This is a genomic window from Actinobacillus suis ATCC 33415 (assembly GCF_000739435.1).
GTDB lineage: Bacteria > Pseudomonadota > Gammaproteobacteria > Enterobacterales > Pasteurellaceae > Actinobacillus > Actinobacillus suis.
This window is the reverse complement of record NZ_CP009159.1, coordinates 93,800-114,934: the sequence shown is the minus strand read 5'-3', so window position 1 is coordinate 114,934 and position 21,135 is coordinate 93,800. Positions and strand designations below refer to the sequence as shown.

Below are 21,135 nucleotides of genomic sequence, written 5' to 3'. Positions count from 1 at the left end.
AAAACAGCATGATTATATCATTTTCTACCCATTTTGGGCGAATGTAGATCAAATTCTTGCATAATTTTGCAAAAAACAGCCAATTTTTGACCGCTTATTTGACCTGCCAGACTCCAAATGGAGTGCTACCACCAAGTGGTCCAGAAGAAATACGACAAGCAGCCAATAATTAATACACAAGCAAGATTCATAAGTAATCCGACTTTAACCATCTCACTTTGTTTAATATAACCGGTAGCAAAAACAATCGCATTTGGCGGAGTTGCGATCGGCAACATAAATGCTGCCGAAGCACCGCAAGCAATAATTGCAGCCAGTGAAATCGGCGGTAAGCCTAAAGAATTTGCGACCGAAATAAAAATCGGCATCATTAACGCAGCACTTGCGGTATTTGAAGTAAATTCGGTTAAAAACACAATAAACGCCGCCATAGAAAGCGTCATAATCAGCCAATGTTTATTACCGATATAGTTTACGATACCGTCAGCCAGAATTTTACTTGCACCGGTATCTTTCAACACGATACCAAGGGTTAACCCGCCACCGAATAACATTAATACGCCCCACTCGGCACGTTCTTGAATCTGTGCCCAAGTAGCCGTATTCGTAATACAAAGCACGACAACAGCAATCATTGCGATCACTGCATCAAAACTTTTAATTGACTCCTTTAATTCCAATGCCTGACGTAATAATGGCTCAATCATACTACTGAAGGTTAATAAGATTGCCGTTATACAAAAAACAACTAATGTCGTCAAACGTTGTACTGTTAATGGAATTTGTTCAACTTTTACTTCAAACGGTACGTTAAAGTTCGGTCGTAACACCACTAATAACGAAAACACCATCGCAATCATTAATAACACGGCAACAGGCATTCCATAAGCGAGCCATTCAGAAAATGACACCTTAATATAAGAGGCTAAAATCGCATTTGGAGCAGAGCCTACTAATGTTCCCATCCCCCCGATACTTGAACTAAACGCAATGCCAAGTAGTACAAATACATATAATCTGCGATGTTGTTGGAAATCTAACTGATGCAAAATCCCAAGTGTTAAAGGCAACATTAACGCCGCAACTGCCGTATTATTAATAAATAATGAAAGCCCAGCCGTTACGCCGAATAAATAGATAATGGTAAGTTTTAAATTACCTTTAGCTAAACGAATCACATGATTAGCAATCCATAAATCAATTTTCTGTAAATTAAGTACGGCGGCAATAACAAAACCACCAAAAAACATAAAGATAATAGGCTCAGAGAAAGGAGCGAAAGCCGCTTTAGTCGATAAGACATTCAAGAAAATGGCAAAAATAGGCACCATTAAAGAGGTAACAGTAATATTGAAAGCTTCGGTTAGCCATAAAATGCCGACAAAAATAAGCAATGCCAGTCCTCGATTCTCTTGCGGATTAAACGGTAGTAATTTAATCAACGCAAAAAACAGTATCAGATCCAGCAATAAAATTATCATGCCCCTTATTGGGCTTTTAGTTGTTTTTGACATAGTTATACCTCTTATTGTTTGCATATTGGTCTTTTATAGACGCTAAATTCGACAATAGCGTATTTTTATCAAAAGTAAAGAGGTAAAACAAAAAAGCGTAGCCGATACGCTACGCTTTTCAGAATTCAATCAATTTATTTCAACCAAAAGAAATAACCGATAAGAGAGATGGCTAGAATACAAACGATACTAAGTTTATACGAACGTAACATATCGCTTTGTTTTACAATACCCGTACTAAATGCAATCGCATTCGGCGGCGTACCCACCGGCATCATAAAGGCACATGAAGCACCAAAACCGATAATTAAAGCAAATGCACGAGGATCAAGGTTTAATGACTCTGCAATGGAGATAAAAATTGGTACAAGCAATGCCGCACTTGCCGTATTTGACGTAAATTCGGTTAAACACACAATAAACGCCGCAATAATTAAGCAAATAATGTAATAGTGTTTCCCCTCAATTAATGAAACGATACCTTCTGCCATGATTTTACTCGCGCCAGTGTGACTTAACACATAACTTAGGGTTAAACCGCCACCGAATAAGAACAACACGCCCCACTCAGTTCCTTCTTGTAATTGATTCCAAGTGGTGACACGTGAAGCACATAAAGCAAGAGCTGCAATCATCGCAACAATACTATCAAAACTACCAATATTTTTTGATAAACCTAAAAGAGGCGAAATAAAACTATTTACTTGTTGACCGAAAACCCAACAAAGTGCAATCACAACAAAAATACTGAGCGTAATAAGACGTTTACGGTTCATCGGAATATCTTCCGCATGATATTCAAAACTACCGGAAAACTTCGGACGGAAGTTAAAATATAGCACCACTAATGCCATCGGTAATAAAATCGCTACCATTGGTAAGCCATACATGAGCCACTCGGCAAAACCGATACCTAATTGTGATGCCGCAATCGCATTCGGAGGGCTACCTACTAAAGTCCCCATACCGCCAAGACCTGCACTATACGCAATACCTAAAATGACAAAAGCAAATGTGTTGTGATCTCGTTCTTTATCCATATTGCTTAATAAACCTAAGGCTAGCGGTAACATCATTGCGGCGGTTGCGGTATTACTCATCCACATTGAAAGCACGGCTGTCACAAGGAAAAGATAGAGCACAGCAACAAATAAATTGCCTTTGGCAAGCGCCATAATTTTGTTGGCAATTAGTTTATCAATTTTTTGAATATGTAATGCTGTAGCTAATGCAAAGCCACCAAAAAATAAGAAGATTGTCGGATCAGCAAATGCCACTAATGCTTGCTTAGATTCAACCAATCCTAACAAAACGGAAAGTACCGGAATAAATAATGCCGTAATTGTTACATGCATAGCTTCTGTCAACCATAACACTGCAACAAAAGCAAGCAAAGCAAGCGCTTTAGTCGGAGCAGGATCAAAAGGTAAAAAGGTAAGTAATGCTAAAAATAAAATCACATCAAGAATATAAATGATGGTATTTCGACGATTTTTAGCCACATCTTCTTTAAATTGCTTAGCTTCAGACATTCAATGACCCTCATGTTTCGAATTTGATTAGAATGTTACGATTTATTTAAAACAAAGTGACTATATCAAAAAATCATTTCAAAAAAATAACCAAAATAAAAAAACATGAGATATATCATAATTTTTAGTTAGAAATTTAAACAGGTACAACCAATAGATATAAAAAACGCCCTATTCTAGGTTAGATATAAACCAGAAGAATAAGGCGCAAGCGGTTAATTTTCGCTATTTTTTTACTACGCTATCATAACCAAAATACATAGCCGATAGTAGCAATTACCACAACACAAATGATATTTAACCAGAAACCGGCTTTAACCATTTCATTTTGTTTAATTTGTCCCGTTCCGAATACAATCGCATTCGGCGGCGTTGCCACCGGCAACATAAAGGCACAGCTTGCGCCTAAACCAATGATTAACGCTAAACCAAGCGGTGGCATATTAAGCGCTTGTGCAATCGAGATAAAGATCGGCACTAATAACGCCGCACTTGCCGTATTTGAAGTAAATTCGGTTAAGAAAATAATAAAGGCAGCAACAATTAACCCAATTACATAAAAGTGGCTACCGTCAATTAAAGCAACAATTCCATCCGCCATAATTTTACTTGCACCGGTTTGACCAAGTACCGCACTCAAGGTTAAACCACCACCAAATAGGAATAATACGCCCCATTCGGTATTCTCTTGAACCTGTTGCCAAGTTGCCACACGGGTAATACAAATTAGTGCGGCAGCAACCATTGCCATAATACTATCAAAGCTACCGATATTGCCTTTTAACCCTAATAAACCTGAAATGATCGGATTCAATTGAGAGCTAAACACCCAGCTTAAAGCAATGAAAACGAAAATAACCAAGGTTAGAATACGATCACGATTAAGCTCAATTTTTTCAAAAGTTTGTTCAAACTTCACATTAAATTTAGGCTTAAACACGACATACAGCACGCCAACCATTACCGGCAGCAAGATAAACATAATCGGTAAACCATATTTCATCCAGTCTGCAAATGACAGATGCAATTGTGACGCCACGATCGCATTCGGCGGACTGCCAACCAAGGTTCCCATTCCACCAATACTTGCACTATAAGCAATACCCAGTAATACGAATACATAAGTATTATGATGTTGAGAGCGATCCAATTTGCTTAAAATTCCCATCGCCAACGGTAACATCATCGCAGCGGTTGCAGTATTACTCATCCACATTGAAAGGAATGCTGTCACCGCAAACAAATAAATCACCGCAACAGAAAGTTTACCCTTTGCCATTGCCATAATTTTATTCGCAATGAGACGATCTAATTGCTGAATATGTAATGCGGTCGCTAAGGCAAAACCACCAAAGAAAAGGAAAATTGTCGGATCAGCAAATGCCACTAATGCATCTTTAGATTTAACCAATCCTAATGCAATCGAAAGAATTGGAACGAGTAAAGCTGTTACAGTGACATGTAAAGCTTCAGTGAGCCACAATACAGCAACAAATACTAATAACGCTAAGCCTTTATTCGCTTCAGGCGCAAAAGGTAATGTATTGAGAAGAATGAAAAACAATGCAACATTCGCAATAAAAATGACATTATTACGCATGTTGGTTTTCTTGATAGATAAAGAAGTTGCGTCCATAGCGCCCCCACAATAGGACAATTAAAATGCAAAGGCACTATACACAAAATTTTAAGGAAAGAAATAGAAATGTAAGAAAAATGTGAACCTTTTCAAAAATATTTTTAGCTTTTTATTAACACCACACTAACAATACAAGCGGTCGATTTTCGCTAATATTTTGCAAATGGAAAGTTCTCACATTTCAGCCTGCCAAATTGCAAAGATTCAGTAAAAATCGACCGCTTGTTTTATCAAGAGCTACACACTAAGCTCCGCTTCATCACCGCGATTTTGTAGCCATTGCTTACGATCTTCCGCTCGTTTCTTCGCCAGCAACATATCCATAATTTCAAAGGTATTCGGCTCGTTTTCTTCGGTTGTATCCAACTCATCAAGTGTAAGCTGTACTAACCGACGCGTACTCGGATCCATTGTGGTTTCACGTAATTGGCTTGGATTCATCTCACCTAAACCTTTAAAACGCTGTACGTTTGGTTTACCTTTTTTCTTGGCGAGACGAGCTAAAATCGCTTCTTTTTCCGCTTCATCAAGGGCGTAATGTACTTCGTCTTTACCAATATCAATCCGATAAAGTGGTGGCATTGCCACATAAACGTGCCCGTTTTTGACTAAATTCGGGAAATGGCGCAAAAACAATGCACATAATAAAGTCGCAATATGTAAACCGTCCGAATCCGCATCGGCAAGAATACATACCTTACCGTAACGCAGTTCATCTAAATTATCGTTATCCGGATCAATCCCAAGCGCTACCGCAATATCGTGAACTTCTTGAGAGGCAAGCACTTGATCGGAAGACACTTCCCACGTATTCAGAATTTTACCTCGTAACGGCAAAATCGCTTGATAATCTTTATCTCGCGCCTGTTTTGCCGAACCGCCCGCAGAATCCCCTTCCACTAAGAACAACTCGGTACGACTTAAATCTTGCGAAGTACAATCTGCCAATTTCCCCGGTAATGCAGGGCCGCTCACTAACTTTTTACGTACCACTTTTTTCGCCGCACGCAAACGGCTTTGCGCCGATGAAATCGCCATTTCAGCAATCAATTTACCGGTTTGTACGTTTTGATTTAACCATAAACTGAACGCATCTTTGATTGTGCTATCCACATAACTGGAAGCCTGACGAGAGGAAAGACGTTCTTTAGTTTGTCCTGCAAATTGCGGTTCTTGAATTTTTAACGAAAGTACATAAGCGCAGCGATTCCACACGTCATCAGCGGTTAATTTAACGCTCTTCGGCAGTAAATTATGAATTTCGCAGAATTCCACCATTGCTTTTAATAAGCCGTTACGTAAACCGTTTACGTGCGTACCACCTTGTGCAGTCGGAATCAGGTTCACATAACTCTCAGCCAATAGCTCGCCACCTTCCGGTAGCCAAGTTAATGCCCAACTTACCGCTTCGGTTTCAGAGGAAACATCGCCAATAAACGGTGGATTCGGCAAACATTCGAATTCTTTTAACGCTTCGCTTAAATAATCGGATAAACCGTCTTCGTAATACCAAGTTTCGCTATTGTTATTGATATGATCAACGAAATTAATGGTTAATTTCGGGCAAAGTACCGCTTTGGCACGTAATAGGTGACGTAAACGACTGACCGAAAATCTCGGCGAATCAAAGTATTTTGGGTTCGGATAGAAACGAACGGTAGTACCGGTTTGTTTTTTCGGACAACTGCCAATTACAGTTAACTCTTCTACTTTTACCCCGTTTTCAAAGGCAATCGTATAGATTTCACCGTTACGCTTAATTTTGATTTCTACACGTTGCGAGAGAGCGTTTACTACCGAGATCCCTACCCCGTGTAAACCGCCTGAGAATGTGTAGTTTTTATTAGAAAACTTACCGCCTGCGTGTAGCTTAGTGAGAATTAACTCCACACCGGAAATTTTTTCGGTAGAGTGAATATCAACCGGCATTCCTCGGCCGTTATCAATCACTTCTAATGAATTATCCGCATGGAGAATCACGTCAATTTGAGAGGCGTAGCCGGATAACGCTTCATCGACACTGTTATCGATGACTTCTTGCCCTAAATGGTTCGGACGAGTGGTATCGGTGTACATTCCGGGACGAAGTTGGACGGGTTCAAGATCTTTTAAAACGGTAATTTCATCAGCACCGTAGCGTTTATCAGACATGACTAAGCTCTCTTAATGGACAGAAAAACAGGCATTTTACTGGCAAATTCCCCATTTGTTGAGTAAAAAATACTGTTTTAATGATTTTTTGTTTCGCCAAGCAGAGATTTTTTGATGATAAAACTAAACTGGCTTCCCTTGCCTACTTCGCTTTTGATTTGTAATTGAGAACCGTGTTGCTCCAACGCATACTTCACAATCGCCAGCCCTAAGCCGCTGCCACCGGTTTGGTTACTGCGTGATTCGTCCACTCGATAAAAACGCTCGGTTAAATGCGGTAAGTGCGTTTCTTCAATCCCAACCCCGTTATCACGTACGCTAAACTCCGCACCTTCACTACACCAATGCCAATCTACTTCAATAGTCGCACCGTCACCAGCGTGTTTGACCGCATTATAAATCAAATTGGACACTGCACTTTGCAGCTGATTTTCATCGCCTAGTACGGTAATATTCGGGGTGATATTAAAAATGATTTGTTGTTTACTGTGCTTTAAAAAATCCGCATTTTTTTGTAATGCCAAAATCATTGCCGACATTTCAACCACATAATGTTCCTTACTGGAAGACGTTTCGATTTTTGCCAATAAATTTAGCTGATCCAATAAATTTCCCATCCGCTTAGCCTGTGACTGCATTGCCTGAATACTTTTTTGCTGTAATTCGGTTTCCGCTTGCCCTTCTAACAATTCTAAATAACCTCGCAATACGGTCAGCGGCGTACGCAGTTCGTGATTCATATTAGTTAGAAAGGTTTGTCGGGAGTGTAGTAAACGAATCATTTGCGTCACGTCACGAGCAATAATTAAATAACTTTCGCTATCGTAATCATTTAAATGAAATTCGATATATCGCTCGTCTCGATCCATTAATACAAGCGGTCGATTTTTCTTATTTTGATGAAAATACTTTTTAAACTCTTCATAAAAAATCACGCTAAACACGCTCTTTTCGAGTTTTTTATCCCAATAGAAATTTAGCATTTCTTGCGAAACGTTATTGCACCACAAAATGGTACCGTCATGATGACAAATAATGATAGCATCCGGTAAATATTGAATGTTCTTGTTTAATTTGGAGAGTAATCGCAGCGTTTTAATTTTTTCTCGACGGTTACGTTTTTGATAAAAAGCGACCGTTTGTGAAATATGTTCCCATGTAGTTAAAACCTTTCGGCTACTTTTACGATTCGGGTCGATTAAATGCAATAATCGCTGTTCATTATAGTGATGCCAAATGAGCAATAAGACTAAAATCAGAGCAAACCACGTTAAGAAATGCCACGCAAACAATCCGAATAAAAACGCAATTGCCGCCGCTAGCGCTGTTTCAATAAAGAAGTGCTTAAAAGAGAGTTTGACCTTTTTCATTAATTATCCCGAAAGTGGTTGGAAAAGCGGTAGCCGGAGCCTCGCACCGTTTGCACATAACGTTCAAAACCGCATGGTTCTAAACTTTTTCTTAAACGGCGGATATACGAATCGACCGTTCTGTCTTCCACATAAATATCATTACCCCACACGAAATCCAACAATTGTTCTCGACTATAAACTTTTTCCGGATGAGTCATAAAGAAGTGTAGTAATTTATATTCAGTACTGCTTAAACTAATTTCTTTTTTCTGAAAAGTTACCCGTTTGGCATTTTGATCTAAAATCAGATCATCAATATTAATCATATCGTTATTTTGATAGGTTCGTCTCAGCAACGCCTCAATACGAGCGATAAGGACTTTAGGAGAAAACGGCTTGGTGACATAATCATCCGCACCAGTATTAAGGCAAGTAATGCAATCGTCTTCTGAGCTGCGTGCTGTGAGCATTAAGATAGGAATTTGTGTGGTGTCTTCCGACTTTTTTAAATATTGAATAAACTGGATACCGGAACGCCCCGGCAACATCCAATCCAGCAAAATCAGTTTAGGTTTTTCATCCAATTTTTTCACTGCGCTCTGATAGTCTTCCGCTTCAATAACCTGATAATTTTGCTGTAATAAAAACAAAGCAATCATCTCTCTAATCGCTTTTTCATCTTCGACAATCAGAATTTTCTCATTCATCTTCTGCTCCTACCCTTTTGCTATGAATAAGCGGTCAAATTTGACAAAAAATTGGCAAAATTTCAGTAAAATTTAACCGCTTGTTTAAATCGATTCAAGACAAATTTAACCCATTCGACCTCGAATATAATCTTCAGTACGTTGGAATCTCGGCTTATCAAAGATTTGCTTGGTTTCACCAAACTCGACTAACTCACCTAAATACATATAAGCGGTATAATCCGAACAGCGTGCCGCCTGTTGCATATTGTGGGTCACAATCGCTACCGTGTAATCGTGTTTTAATTCACAAATCAATTCTTCAATTTTCATGGTAGAAATCGGGTCGAGCGCAGAACAAGGCTCATCTAACAGCAAGACTTCCGGTTTAACCGCAATACCACGCGCAATGCACAAACGTTGTTGCTGACCTCCGGATAAACTGTCGCCACTCTGATGTAATTTGTTTTTGACTTCGTTCCATAATGCCGCTTTGGTTAATGCCCATTCTACACGGTCATTTAATTCTGATTTCGGCAATTTTTCAAACAAACGAATACCAAATGCCACATTGTCATAAATCGACATTGGGAACGGTGTCGGTTTTTGGAACACCATACCGATTCTGGCACGGATTAAGGCAATGTCGGTTTCAGTGGTTAGCAAATTTTCACCTTCAAACAAGATTTCCCCTTGCGCTTTTTGATTCGGGTATTGTTCGAACATTCGGTTTAAAGTTCGTAATAAAGTCGATTTTCCACAGCCGGAAGGACCTATAAATGCAGTAACTTTATTTTTGGCAATACGTAAATTAATATTTTTTAAAGCATGGAAATCGCCATAGAAAAAATCTAAATGATTAATTGCAATTTTGGTATCTTGTAGTGAAATTAATTCGTTACTCATTGCATTTCCTTATCGTTGTTTTTGGTTAAAAAAGATACGGGTAAGAATATTGAGGCATAACACAAACCCGGTAATTAATGTTGCTCCCGCCCATGCTAGATTATTCCAATCTTGGAACGGACTCGCCGCATATTGATAAATCACGACCGGTAAGTTTGCCATTGGTCCATTCATATCCCACGAACTGAATTGGTTTGAAAGCGCAGTAAACAGAAGTGGCGCTGTTTCTCCCGAGATACGTGCCACTGCGAGTAACACACCGGTAATAATTCCCGAACGAGCCGCTTTATAACAAACCATGGTAATCATTCGCCATTGCGGACAACCTAACGCCACTGCAGCTTCCCGTAAATTATTCGGAATCAGATTCAGCATACTGTCGGTGGTACGTACCACCACCGGAATCACTAACAACGCCAAAGCGAAAGAGCCCGCCCAGCCTGAATAGTGCTTGACGTGCGATACATAAATCGCATAGATAAACAAACCGATAATAATTGACGGTGCTGAAAGTAAAATATCATTCAGAAAGCGAGTGACTTTCGCTAATTTGCTATAGCGTCCGTATTCGGCTAAGTAAGTCCCGGCTAAAATGCCGATTGGCGTGCCGATTAGAGTTCCGAATAACAACATCATTAATGATCCGATAATCGCATTACTCAAACCGCCCGCTTCATTCGGTGCCGGTGTCGGTAAGGTAAATAGCGTTAATGAAAGCTCCGGAATCCCTTTTTGAATTAAGGTAAATAAAATCCAGCCTAACCAAAACAGCCCGAATCCAACCGCAAAGAAAGATACTGAAAGCATAATTTTATTAATGCATTTACGGCGGTAAAAACGCCCATTTTTATTACGATGCATTATTTATTTCCCTCTTTTTTGCTCATTCTTAAAATCATTAAACGAGAAATACTGAGTACCACCGTAGTTATTAAGAATAAGATTAAACCTAATTCCATTAATGCCGATTTTTGTAAGCCTGTCGCTTCGTTAAATTCATTCGCTATCGCGGATGCAATCGAAGCAGACGGTGAAAAGAGTGAATCCGGTAAATTAAATGCGTTACCGATAACAAAAGTGACCGCCATCGTTTCACCCAATGCACGTCCGAGTCCTAACATCATACTGCCGACCACACCGGCTTTGGTGTAAGGTAAAATGATTTTCCAAACCACTTCCCAAGTGGTTGAACCTAAGCCGTAAGCACTCTCTTTCAACATTGGCGGGACAACGCCGAATACTTCTCGCATCATGGAAGCAATATAAGGAATAATCATAATTGCCAATACAAGCCCTGCGGTAAACAGACCGATACCAAAAGGTGCGCCGGAAAACAGTACGCCGATAAGTGGCAGATCGCCGAGTAATTCAATTAAGGTGGGTTGGATATGTTCTTGGAAAAGCGGTACGAAGACAAATAAGCCCCACATACCGTAAATAATGGAAGGAATTGCAGCTAGCATTTCAACCGCAACACTAATCGGACGTTTTAACCATTCAGGTGCAAGTTCGGTTAAAAAAACTGCAATACCAAAAGAAATTGGTACCGCAATCAATAAAGCAATTAATGCAGAAATTAAAGTACCGATCACTGGCACAACCGCACCATAGTTGTCATTATTCGGATCCCAATCGCTTGTCCACAAAAAGCTAAGCCCAAATCGAGTTAATGATTCCCAGCTACCGATAACTAATGAAATTAAAATAGCTGCCAACATAGCAAAGACAAGCCAAGCAAAAAATTGCGTTGTATGCTTAAACAAGCCTTCTGCTAAAGGATGATTTAAACAGCTTGGTTTATTAGACATAAAAAACTCCAATGTTTATTTTGGAGTTTATTTTAAAAAAAGAATATGACAGTTTTATGACAAAATAAGACTGGAAAGAACCTGCTGTTTACCAATAAATCTCTAAACCAGAAGCAATAATTTTCTCTATACCCTGTTCTAATTTATTGCCGCCGGAGTAAGCGAGATCATACGCATAACCCGCTTCTAAATAGGCACTGACATTTTGATGCACACTATAATCCGTTCCAAATACAGCACTTCTTCTGACAATCCGATCTATTTCTTCTTCTAAGTTCAAGTTTTGCCGTTTAGCAACACTATAAGCACAATTAGTATAAACACTTCCTTGATCAGAATAAGCATATCTAATACCTGATTTAATCAGAAATAACTTTTCATCCTCAAACAAATTCGGTTGTTTTCGATATCGTAAACCGGTATCCAGTCCGAACAGCCAATTTTTCGAAAACAAAAGTAAACTTAATTGAGCGCCTTCCTGAGAAGCACGCTGATTAGTTCGGTCAAGGTAATTTACATAACTATAAGCGGCGCCAATAGAAAATGCTTGTCTGTCATTTAATGAAATATCATATAAACCGGCAATCCCGACACCGTCTTTTAACTTACGATTCGATTGTCTAGGAAAACTATCGGTCTTTTCTGAAAAATGATAATGACTACTTAATTGTAGATTCTCTATGCCTGTATAATCATAGCGAATAACAGATTTACCGCTATAAGCTAAAAGGCGTTCACTATTTCCTACAGAATAATCAAAATCGCTGACGGAAATCTCATTAGCAAACAAAGATTGGCGCCCAATTCTTAACTGCCCATACTTTTGATGCTCAATACCGAGATAAGCACGACGCACACTTAACTCACCGAATCTATCCCGAGTAGCATTTTTTTCATAGTTATTTAAATTCCAACCGACTCTAGCAAATAAACTTAATTCATCAGATAACTTATGCTTAGCCTTAAATCTGATTTCTGAGCCATTATTCGCTAAATTGGTATTCATTGATTCATTTAGCGTTTCATTTAGCGGATAACGATGTGTGCGGTAATATTGTTTTTCCAATACCATATTCATCTCACCACTAAAACGGAGCGTTGTACCATTCCTTTCATAAATTGTAAGCGCATAGCTTTCTAAGCTATACACACTTGCAAGACCAATAAGCCAAAGATTCTTTTTCATAATATGCATAAAATCTCTAATATTTTTTATTATTGATGATAGTTTATGTTGATTTCTTGCTAATAAAATTGAAAGCGGTCGAATTCAAGGTTGTAATATAAACCTAAAATTCGACCGCTTGTTTTCCAATTTAATGATTAGCGAATCGCTTTACCATCTTTATCTTTAACTTGATCATGCCATTTTTGCTGAATTTTTTCTACCACATTCTTTGGCAACGGCACATAATCCAATTCTAATGCCGCATTTTTACCCTTCTCAAATGCCCAGTCAAAGAAATCAAACACTGCTTTGGTTGCCTTTGGGTTCTCCGCTTGTTGATGAATCAAGATAAAACTTGCCGCCGTCACTGGCCATGAATGTTCACCACTTTCATTAGTCAGCATAATGCCCATACCTTTCGCTTTATCCCATTGTGCATTTGCAGCCGCCGCCATAAAGCTGTCACGGGACGGTTGGACAAATTTACCCGCTTGGTTCTGTAAAGAAGCCCAGGCTAAATTATTTTGTTTCGCATAAGCATATTCGACATAACCGATAGAATACTTCAACTGTTTCACATAAGCGGCAACGCCTTCATTGCCTTTACCGCCGTGACCGGTCGGCCATTTAACTGATTTCCCCTCTCCGACTTTTTCTTTCCATTCCGGCGAAACCTTAGATAAATAGTTCGTCCAACCGAATGTTGTACCAGAACCGTCCGAACGGCGTACCACAATAATGTTTTTCTCCGGTAAATTTAATGATTCATTTAATGCTTTAATCGCCGGATCATTCCATTTGGTAATTTTACCGAGGAAAATATCCGCTAATACCGTACCGGATAATTTTAACTCGCCGGCTTTAAATTCCGGTAAGTTCACCACCGGAACCGTACCGCCGATAATTGCCGGAAATTGTAATAATTTGTGTTGAGCCAATAATTCCGCTTTCATCGGGTCATCTGACGCACCGAAATCAATCGTGTTAGCAATAATTTGCTGCTGACCGCCACCGGAACCGATAGATTGATAATTCACTTTATTGCCTGTTTCTTTTTCATAAAGTGAAGCCCATTTCGCATAAATCGGATAGGGAAACGAAGCACCAGCACCCGTAATCGTTTCCGCATAACTTGATGCCATCACACCTAATGAAAGCCCGATCACTACACATTTTCTTGCTGCTTTGACCAATAACATATTGTTCTCCTCATGGATGTTTGAACTAGCTGTTTGGAATAAATTATTTGGTTTAAGCGTATTCTAAAAAAACAATATGACGATTTGATGACAGCAAAATCATTTGCAAAAAATTTAGCGTTTTAGACCGCTTAATATCGAACATTCCGGACTGTCATTACCGCAACAAGACTTACTCCAACTTTTCAGTAAAGAAAGCATTTGTTGTAAATCAGCAATTTTTTGCTGAAGTTCTTCAATATGTTGCTCGGTAAGTTTCTTCACTTCACGGCTGGTGCGATGCGGATCATCATTTAGTTTTAATAATTCGCTGATCTGCACTAAAGAAAATCCAACCTTACGTGCATTACTGATAAAGTGTAAACGTTCCAAATCCGAAATCGAATAAACTCGATAACCACTACTTGAACGGACTGCCTGCGGCAGTAAACCGGCTTTTTCATAATCGCGAATTTGCTTAGCTGATAATCCGGAATGTTCCGCAGCTTGACTAATATTCATTCTATTACCTCTTGACCTTAACCTAGGGTTAAGGATTAGCATATAAAGAAATTCAGTATTCGTCATTCTTTTTTATGAGGTAGCTATGAAATTTCGTCTGTTAAAAGTCATTTCATTTTGTGCAATGCTTGCGACTCCTTCTTTTGTTTATGCAGTCAATAATATTGAAGTATGGAAAAGTCCAACTTGCGGTTGCTGTAATTTTTGGATTGATCATTTAAAACAGCATGGTTTTAATGTCACCGCAAATGATACAGGTAATCGCCATGTACATAGCAAACTACAATTACAACCGAAATTACAAGCCTGTCATAGTGCAATGGTAGACGGTTATCTGATTGAAGGTCATGTGCCGGCACAAGATATTGAGCGTTTACTCAAAGAAAAACCGGCTGATGCAGTAGGCTTAATCGTACCGGAAATGCCGCTTGGCTCGCCGGGAATGGATCAGCCGAAACATATGGGGCATAAAGATAAATATGATGTGCTGTTACTTAAAAAAGACGGCACAACTACAATTTTCAATTCATACAACTAATCATTAGGAGAAACAAAATGTCAATTACACTCAAACTTGACGGCTTACATTGCGGTAACTGTGTAAAAAGCGTGGAAAAAGCACTGAATGCAGTAGAAGGCGTAACTAAAGCGGCAGTGACTTTAGATCCGCAACAAGCGATTGTAGAAGGTTCTGCTAATGCAGAAGCTCTTATTGCAGCGGTTGATGATATTGGTTTTGAAGCGGAAGTAATCTAACCATTACCACGGGATACACAGAAAACACTGAATATTTCCGTGAAATCCGTGTATTCCGTGGTTAAACTTACCGGAAAGAAAAGATATGGCTAAAGAACAACAACTTTTAATTGACGGTATGCACTGTGCCGCTTGCGTGCGTCGGGTTGAAAAAATTTTGATGAAAGTGGAAGGAGTGAGTTTTGCTTCGGTCAATCTTGCCGATCAAACTGCATTTGTACAGGGCGAAGCAGATCCGCAAGCGATGGTACAAGCGGTCGAAAAAATCGGTTTCGGTGCGGAAATTTTAGAAAGCGAACAAGAACGTCGAGCCAAACAACAAGCGCAAACCCAACGTGCTTTAAGCCATAAAAAATGGCAATTTGTAGTCGCCTTAATTGTCGGTTTCGGTTTGGTGGCATTGGGTTTGGTTATCGGAATGATCCCAAATTCAACTAATTTAATTTATTGGTTTATTGCCGCTGCGATCAGTTTATTTACCATGTATTTTGCCGGTAAAGATTTCTTTGTCGGGGCATGGGTCAGCTTAAAAAATAAAGCCTCCACCATGGACACTTTAGTCGCTCTCAGTACCGGTGTCGCTTGGCTCTACTCATTTTGGCTAACACTTTTCCCCCAACCGCAAGCGCACGTTTACTATGAAGCCAGCGTGATGATTATCGGCTTTATCAATCTCGGTAAATTTCTTGAACTAAAAGCCAAACAACGTTCTTCGCTTGCTTTAGAAAAATTACTCGATCTCGCCCCGCAACAAGCGGTCGTTTTTGATCAAAATAATGCAACACAAACCATTCCGGTAAAAGGCATCAAGCCGGGAATGCGTGTGCAAGCACTCACCGGTGACCGCCTTGCAGTGGACGGCAGATTGGAAAGCGGTTCTATTTGGGTGGATGAATCAATGCTCACCGGCGAAGCGTTACCGATTGAGAAAAAAGTCGGAGATAAAGTACGCGCCGGAACGCTGATTCAAGACGGAGCGGGTATCTATATTGCCGAACAAGTCGGCAGCCAAACCGCTCTTGCCCGAGTGATCAATGCTGTACGTCATGCACAATCAAGTAAGCCACCACTCGCACAATTTGTCGATAAAGTGGCAAGTGTTTTTGTACCAGTTGTAGTTTCGATTGCGTTAATAAGCGGTCTGATTTGGTTATTTTTAGGCAAAGACTTTTCGTTTGCCCTCTCAATTTTTACTACGGTGTTAATTATCGCTTGCCCTTGTGCACTCGGTTTAGCAATTCCGCTTTCCACTATTGCCGGCGTGGCTCGAGCTGCTGAATTCGGCGTGTTAGTACGCAATATCGAAGCTCTGCAAGCCGGCTCCGAAATCGATACGCTAGTATTCGATAAAACCGGCACACTCACCACCGGCGAAATGACGGTTTCGGATATCCAAACCTTTAACGGTTTCGAGCCGAATCGAGTGTTGCAACTGGCAAAAAGTTTAGAAGTCCACGCTTCTCACCCGATTGCCAAAGCGATTGTAAAATTTGCTGAAAATCAGACCGCTTGTGAAGTGACAAACGTGCAAGTAGTCAAAGGGGCAGGGATTGTTGCCAACTTAGGCGAAGATCAAATCAAGGTGGGTAATGCGAAGTTTGTCAATTTTTCCGGGAATTTAACCGCTTCTCGATCCACGCAAATTTTTGTGGCAGTAAATGGTCAATTAGCTGGTATTTTATCGGTGGAAGATCAATTACGTAATGAATCCAAAGCGATGATCGAAAAATTTAAAGCGGAAGGTTATCAATGCTTAATGCTAACCGGTGACCGCCAATCAACTGCTGAATATTTTGCACAACAACTCGGTTTAGACGGAGTGATCGCCGAAGTTTTACCGGAGCAAAAAGCGGATAAAATTCGTGAATTACAAGCTCAAGGTAAAAAAGTGGCGATGATTGGCGATGGGATTAATGACGCACCGGCTCTCGCTCAAGCAAATGTGGGGATTGCGATGCACAACGGTTCGGATATTGCGGTTGAAACTGCCGATCTCTCGCTGATGCAACACGGTTTAACACCGGTGGTACAAATTCTGCCGTTTGCCAAACGGGTATTACGCAATATGAAGCAAAGTTTGCTCGGTGCATTTATGTATAACGTGATTGCCATTCCGATTGCTGCAGGTGTACTTTACCCGTTTACCGGCTGGCTGCTCAACCCGATGATCGCCGCCGTTGCGATGACAATGTCTTCTATCACCGTAGTGCTGAATAGTCAGAGATTGTTGAAGTAGCTAGTTTCCCCCACGCACGAAGCCGTACGTGGTTACAATCAACCTTCGGCTGAGTGAGCCACTCTGTGGCTCTATATTTTCTCTAACTTCCAGCCCTAACAGGGCTGAATTATACTTAACCTAGTACGGTTCTGCCGTGCTAGGCTTTTCAGTGTAATCCGTGTATTCCGTGGTTTTATTGCTCCACTAGCCACCAGACTTACGGCACACAAAATCAAACCATGTAGTCGGTAAAATACGTCTTAGCCACCAGAACAGTTTAGTTGGGAAAGTGACTTGATAACGAGCTTTCGGTTTACTATCGGTTAAGGCTTTCAAACAGGCTTCCGCCACGGCTGATGCCGGTTTGGCAAACGGGTTATCATTCTTTTTAGTTGCCAATCGCTGATATTGTTTTTGGTTAAATGCCGTTTTAGCGGTATGTTCCACATCAATATATTTGGTGAGTTTATCCAAAGAATTTGAGCGAAAATCGCTTAAAATCGGGCCCGGTTCAATCAAGCTGACATAAATATTCGAGCCGTATAATTCGTGACGTAGCGTATCCGCCATACCTTCCACCGCAAATTTAGTCGCATTATAAGCACCTCGAAAGTGCATTGCAGCAAAGCCTAAAATACTGCTAGTAAGCAAAATACGCCCGTGGTTCTGCGCGCGGAAAATTTTAAGTGCATGATTCATCACTTCCCACACGCCAAACACATTGATTTCAAATAACTCACGTAATGCTTCACGCGGCAAATCTTCCACACAGCCCGGTTGCCCTTGTCCTGCATTGCAAAAGACCGCATCTAAGCCGCCGTTCGCTTTAATATATTCAAAAGCTTGGGCAATCTGTGCCGAATCTTGCACATCAAGCTGAATACATTCGAAACCTTCCGCTCGCAAGCGGTCAATATCCGCCGGTTTTCTACAACTGGCAATCACTCGCCAGCCGCTGTCTTTCAACAATTTAGCCGTGGCATAACCAATACCGGAAGAACAGCCAGTGATTAAAATTGTTTTCATACCTTCCTCAATACGAGCTCGCTATTATCAACGAATTATGCTCACAAAACCTTCCGTTTCTTCCGCTTCTCTGGCTAGCGAAATGCCATTATCTTCTTTCGGTGATCCGACTAACAATAAACCGATCACTTTATCACCGGCACGGCAGCCGAATGTTTCACGCAATAGCGATCCTTCCACCCATTTTTTGCTAATCCAAACCGTTTCAAAGCCTTGAGCATTAGCGGCTAGCTGCATCGCATAAGTCGCACAGCCGGCTGTCACAATTTGCTCCCACGCCGGTACTTTCGGTGATTCGTGATCAATTTTTGCCACAATGCCGATCACCATTGGTGCTTGGCTGGAAAGTTTATCCGCCTTAGCCGCATTTTTCTCATCCATATTAAATTCAACTGCGGCAGCAGCTAAACATTCTCGTAATTTCGACATTCCGCTTTTTTCGATCACCACAAAGTGATAAGGCTTCATTTTGCCGTGATCCGGCGCACGCAATGCCGCTTTAATCATATTTTCAATTTGCTCCGCAGAGGGCGCAATTTCACCAAATTTTTTATTTGAACGACGGCGATGTAATAAATCTAAAATTTCCATAGTCTGCTGTACTTTATGTAAAAATTGCATTAAGAATAACATATTTTATTAATTCTAAGCCGTTTTTATGGTAGCTTATCCCACAAAATACTTACACTCATTAGGACTAATATGTTAAAAATGTTGAAAGGGCTTTATCAGATTTTCCGCTGTATTCGAGAATTTGTCTTAAGCCTATTCTTTATTATTTTCGTACTGATTTGTTTTGCACTTACCACATTATTACAACAAGAATCAAAACATCAAAATCAACAACCCTTTTTTCGAAAAAGGGGCATTACAACTCAATTTAGACGGTTACTTAGCCGATAATCATGACGAATACGGTGATTTACACCGCTTAATTCAAAACGAGTTAGGCAATAATGAACCGATAAAAATCTCAACCTTTGATGTAGCTCGTAGCATCAATAAAGCCATGAAAGATGAACGTATTACCGGTTTAGTATTGGATTTAGGTTATTTCCAATGTGGGGATGTTGCCTCACTACAATTTATTGGCGCTCAAATCGAATACTTCAAGCAATCGGGTAAACCGGTTATCGCTATTGGTGAACAATACAGCCAATCGCAATACTATTTGGCAAGCTTTGCCGATAAGATTTATTTGAATAAAGCCGGTTTTGTTGATATTCACGCTCTCAGCTATAGCAATATCTATTTCAAAACGTTGCTCGATAAAATTGAAGCTGTTCCACATATTTTCCGTGTCGGTACTTACAAATCGGCTGTAGAGCCGTTCATTCGTGATGATATGTCACCAGAAGCAAAACAAAACGCACAAACATGGCTCACATCAATCTGGAATAATGTCCGCCAAGACATTGCGCGCAATCGCCAAATTCAGCCGGAACAAGTTCTACCGGATAGCCAAACTTATATCGCAAAATATAAAGCATTAAAAGGCGATGATGCGCAATATGCACTAAATCAAAAATTGATTACGGAAGTTACCACACCAAGTCAAATTCAAACCGCTTTAATTCAACAATTCGGAGCAGATAAAGAGGGTAACTATAATCACATTGATTATTTTGATTATGCTCACGGGCTTACAGATCGTTTTCATGTTAAAGCCGAACACAAAATTGCAATTATTAACGTAGAAGGTCAAATCGTTAGTGGCAAAAGCTCTCAAAATTCAGCGGGCAGCGACACTATTGTCAAACAATTACGCAAAGCACGTGAAGACAAAAATGTGAGAGGCGTTATTTTACGAGTAAATAGCCCCGGCGGTAGCGCAATGGCTTCGGAAATTATTCGCCAAGAATTAGAAGCGATTCAACTTTCCGGTAAACCGGTTGTGACATCAATGGGCGGTATGGCGGCGTCAGGCGGCTATTGGATTTCGGCGACCAGCGATAAAATTATCGCCAGCCCGACTACCATTACCGGTTCTATCGGGATTTTCGGCTTAGCAACCAGCTTTGAAAAAACCGCTAAAAATTTAGGTGTAACGGAAGATGGTATTTCACTTTCACCATTTGCTTCTTCCAGTCCATTAAAAACATTACCGAAAGAACAAGCGGAAGTAATTCAAATCAGCATTGAAAATGGCTACGACCGATTCCTAGAATTGGTCAGCCGCGGACGAAATATCCCTAAACAGGCAGTAGATAAAATTGCACAAGGACAAGTTTGGTCAGGTGAAGATGCATTAAAACACGGTTTAGTCGATGAATTAGGTGATTTTGACACCGCTTATGACGTTATCACCGAATTAGTCAATCAACAACGCAAAGCAAAAGGCGAAGCCGTAATTGAACACTTTAGAGCACAATGGTTTATTGACAGTGATGATAGTCTACTAGGTTCATTCCTAAAAGGCTCTAAACTCAAATTCCAATTGAGTTCATGGTTAGGGCTTCCAGTTGCAACTCAAGCCCAACAATCGCTCGAATTACTGCAACAGTTTAACGATCCTAAACATGCCTATTTATATTGCCTCAGCTGTGGCACGATAAAATAGCTTGTTACAAGCGGTTAAATTTGCAAATTTTTTTACAAATTTAACCGCTTATTTTTTCTTCCCTCACTTCTCTTTTTTGTTTATAGTAGCGCCCTTTCTAGTGATCCAACCCCATTAAA

The 21,135-nt window shown here is 40.2% G+C and carries 17 protein-coding genes and 1 pseudogene; 4 read left to right on the top strand and 14 right to left on the bottom strand.

Annotation, left to right across the window (positions count from 1 at the left end; genetic code table 11):
- Positions 1-125: 125 nt before the first annotated feature.
- The 12 genes from ASU1_RS00605 to ASU1_RS00550 form a co-directional block, all read right to left on the bottom strand.
- Positions 126-1,514, bottom strand: coding sequence for an SLC13 family permease (locus tag ASU1_RS00605; protein ID WP_179130575.1), 1,389 nt, complete (start codon positions 1,512-1,514; stop codon positions 126-128).
- A 134-nt stretch (positions 1,515-1,648) separates the two neighbouring features.
- On the bottom strand, positions 1,649-3,046 hold the full coding sequence (locus ASU1_RS00600; protein ID WP_014990937.1) for an SLC13 family permease: 1,398 nt from the start codon (positions 3,044-3,046) through the stop codon (positions 1,649-1,651).
- A gap of 244 nt (positions 3,047-3,290) precedes the next feature.
- On the bottom strand, positions 3,291-4,682 hold the full coding sequence (locus tag ASU1_RS00595; RefSeq protein ID WP_039194777.1) for a DASS family sodium-coupled anion symporter: 1,392 nt from the start codon (positions 4,680-4,682) through the stop codon (positions 3,291-3,293).
- A gap of 240 nt (positions 4,683-4,922) precedes the next feature.
- Positions 4,923-6,836: a DNA topoisomerase IV subunit B gene (gene parE / locus ASU1_RS00590; RefSeq protein WP_014990935.1), complete on the bottom strand. Its 1,914-nt coding sequence runs from the start codon at positions 6,834-6,836 to the stop codon at positions 4,923-4,925.
- 77 nt (positions 6,837-6,913) lie between these two features.
- Positions 6,914-8,206: a phosphate regulon sensor histidine kinase PhoR gene (phoR, locus tag ASU1_RS00585; RefSeq protein WP_014990934.1), complete on the bottom strand. Its 1,293-nt coding sequence runs from the start codon at positions 8,204-8,206 to the stop codon at positions 6,914-6,916.
- Positions 8,206-8,895 (bottom strand): phosphate regulon transcriptional regulator PhoB, encoded by a 690-nt coding sequence (gene phoB, locus ASU1_RS00580; protein WP_014990933.1) that lies wholly within the window; start codon positions 8,893-8,895, stop codon positions 8,206-8,208. Before phoB ends, phoR begins: the two co-directional genes overlap by 1 nt.
- Positions 8,896-9,000: 105 nt before the next feature.
- A complete protein-coding gene (pstB, locus tag ASU1_RS00575; protein ID WP_014990932.1) occupies positions 9,001-9,780 on the bottom strand; it encodes a phosphate ABC transporter ATP-binding protein PstB in 780 nt (259 codons plus the stop codon).
- Positions 9,781-9,789: 9 nt separating this feature from the next.
- Entirely contained in the window at positions 9,790-10,641 is an 852-nt protein-coding gene (gene pstA / locus ASU1_RS00570; RefSeq protein WP_014990931.1) for a phosphate ABC transporter permease PstA, read from the bottom strand.
- Positions 10,641-11,588 (bottom strand): phosphate ABC transporter permease subunit PstC, encoded by a 948-nt coding sequence (gene pstC, locus ASU1_RS00565; protein WP_014990930.1) that lies wholly within the window; start codon positions 11,586-11,588, stop codon positions 10,641-10,643. The genes pstA and pstC overlap by 1 nt, the downstream gene beginning before the upstream one ends.
- Positions 11,589-11,676: 88 nt before the next feature.
- Positions 11,677-12,774: a porin gene (locus tag ASU1_RS00560; protein ID WP_235189032.1), complete on the bottom strand. Its 1,098-nt coding sequence runs from the start codon at positions 12,772-12,774 to the stop codon at positions 11,677-11,679.
- A gap of 137 nt (positions 12,775-12,911) precedes the next feature.
- Complete coding sequence (gene pstS, locus ASU1_RS00555) at positions 12,912-13,955, bottom strand: phosphate ABC transporter substrate-binding protein PstS (RefSeq protein WP_014990928.1); 1,044 nt, start codon at positions 13,953-13,955, stop codon at positions 12,912-12,914.
- A 114-nt stretch (positions 13,956-14,069) separates the two neighbouring features.
- Positions 14,070-14,456 (bottom strand): Cu(I)-responsive transcriptional regulator, encoded by a 387-nt coding sequence (locus ASU1_RS00550; protein WP_014990927.1) that lies wholly within the window; start codon positions 14,454-14,456, stop codon positions 14,070-14,072.
- An 85-nt stretch (positions 14,457-14,541) separates the two neighbouring features.
- Here ASU1_RS00550 and ASU1_RS00545 point away from each other — a divergent pair, with 85 nt between their 5' ends.
- From ASU1_RS00545 to ASU1_RS00535, 3 genes are all read left to right on the top strand, one after another.
- Entirely contained in the window at positions 14,542-14,994 is a 453-nt protein-coding gene (locus ASU1_RS00545) for a DUF411 domain-containing protein (RefSeq protein WP_014990926.1), read from the top strand.
- A gap of 17 nt (positions 14,995-15,011) precedes the next feature.
- Positions 15,012-15,212 (top strand): heavy-metal-associated domain-containing protein, encoded by a 201-nt coding sequence (locus ASU1_RS00540; protein ID WP_014990925.1) that lies wholly within the window; start codon positions 15,012-15,014, stop codon positions 15,210-15,212.
- Positions 15,213-15,297: 85 nt separating this feature from the next.
- A complete protein-coding gene (locus ASU1_RS00535; protein ID WP_039194775.1) occupies positions 15,298-17,448 on the top strand; it encodes a heavy metal translocating P-type ATPase in 2,151 nt (716 codons plus the stop codon).
- 186 nt (positions 17,449-17,634) lie between these two features.
- On the opposite strand, the gene ASU1_RS00530 is transcribed toward ASU1_RS00535, so the two are convergent.
- A complete protein-coding gene (locus ASU1_RS00530; RefSeq protein ID WP_014990923.1) occupies positions 17,635-18,456 on the bottom strand; it encodes an SDR family NAD(P)-dependent oxidoreductase in 822 nt (273 codons plus the stop codon).
- Positions 18,457-18,483: 27 nt separating this feature from the next.
- Positions 18,484-19,047, bottom strand: coding sequence for a nitroreductase family protein (locus ASU1_RS00525; RefSeq protein ID WP_039195678.1), 564 nt, complete (start codon positions 19,045-19,047; stop codon positions 18,484-18,486).
- Between the two features lie 111 nt (positions 19,048-19,158).
- On the opposite strand from ASU1_RS00525, the pseudogene sppA reads away from it, so the two are divergent.
- Positions 19,159-21,016 (top strand): annotated as a pseudogene (gene sppA, locus ASU1_RS00520) (signal peptide peptidase SppA).
- Positions 21,017-21,135: the final 119 nt, after the last annotated feature.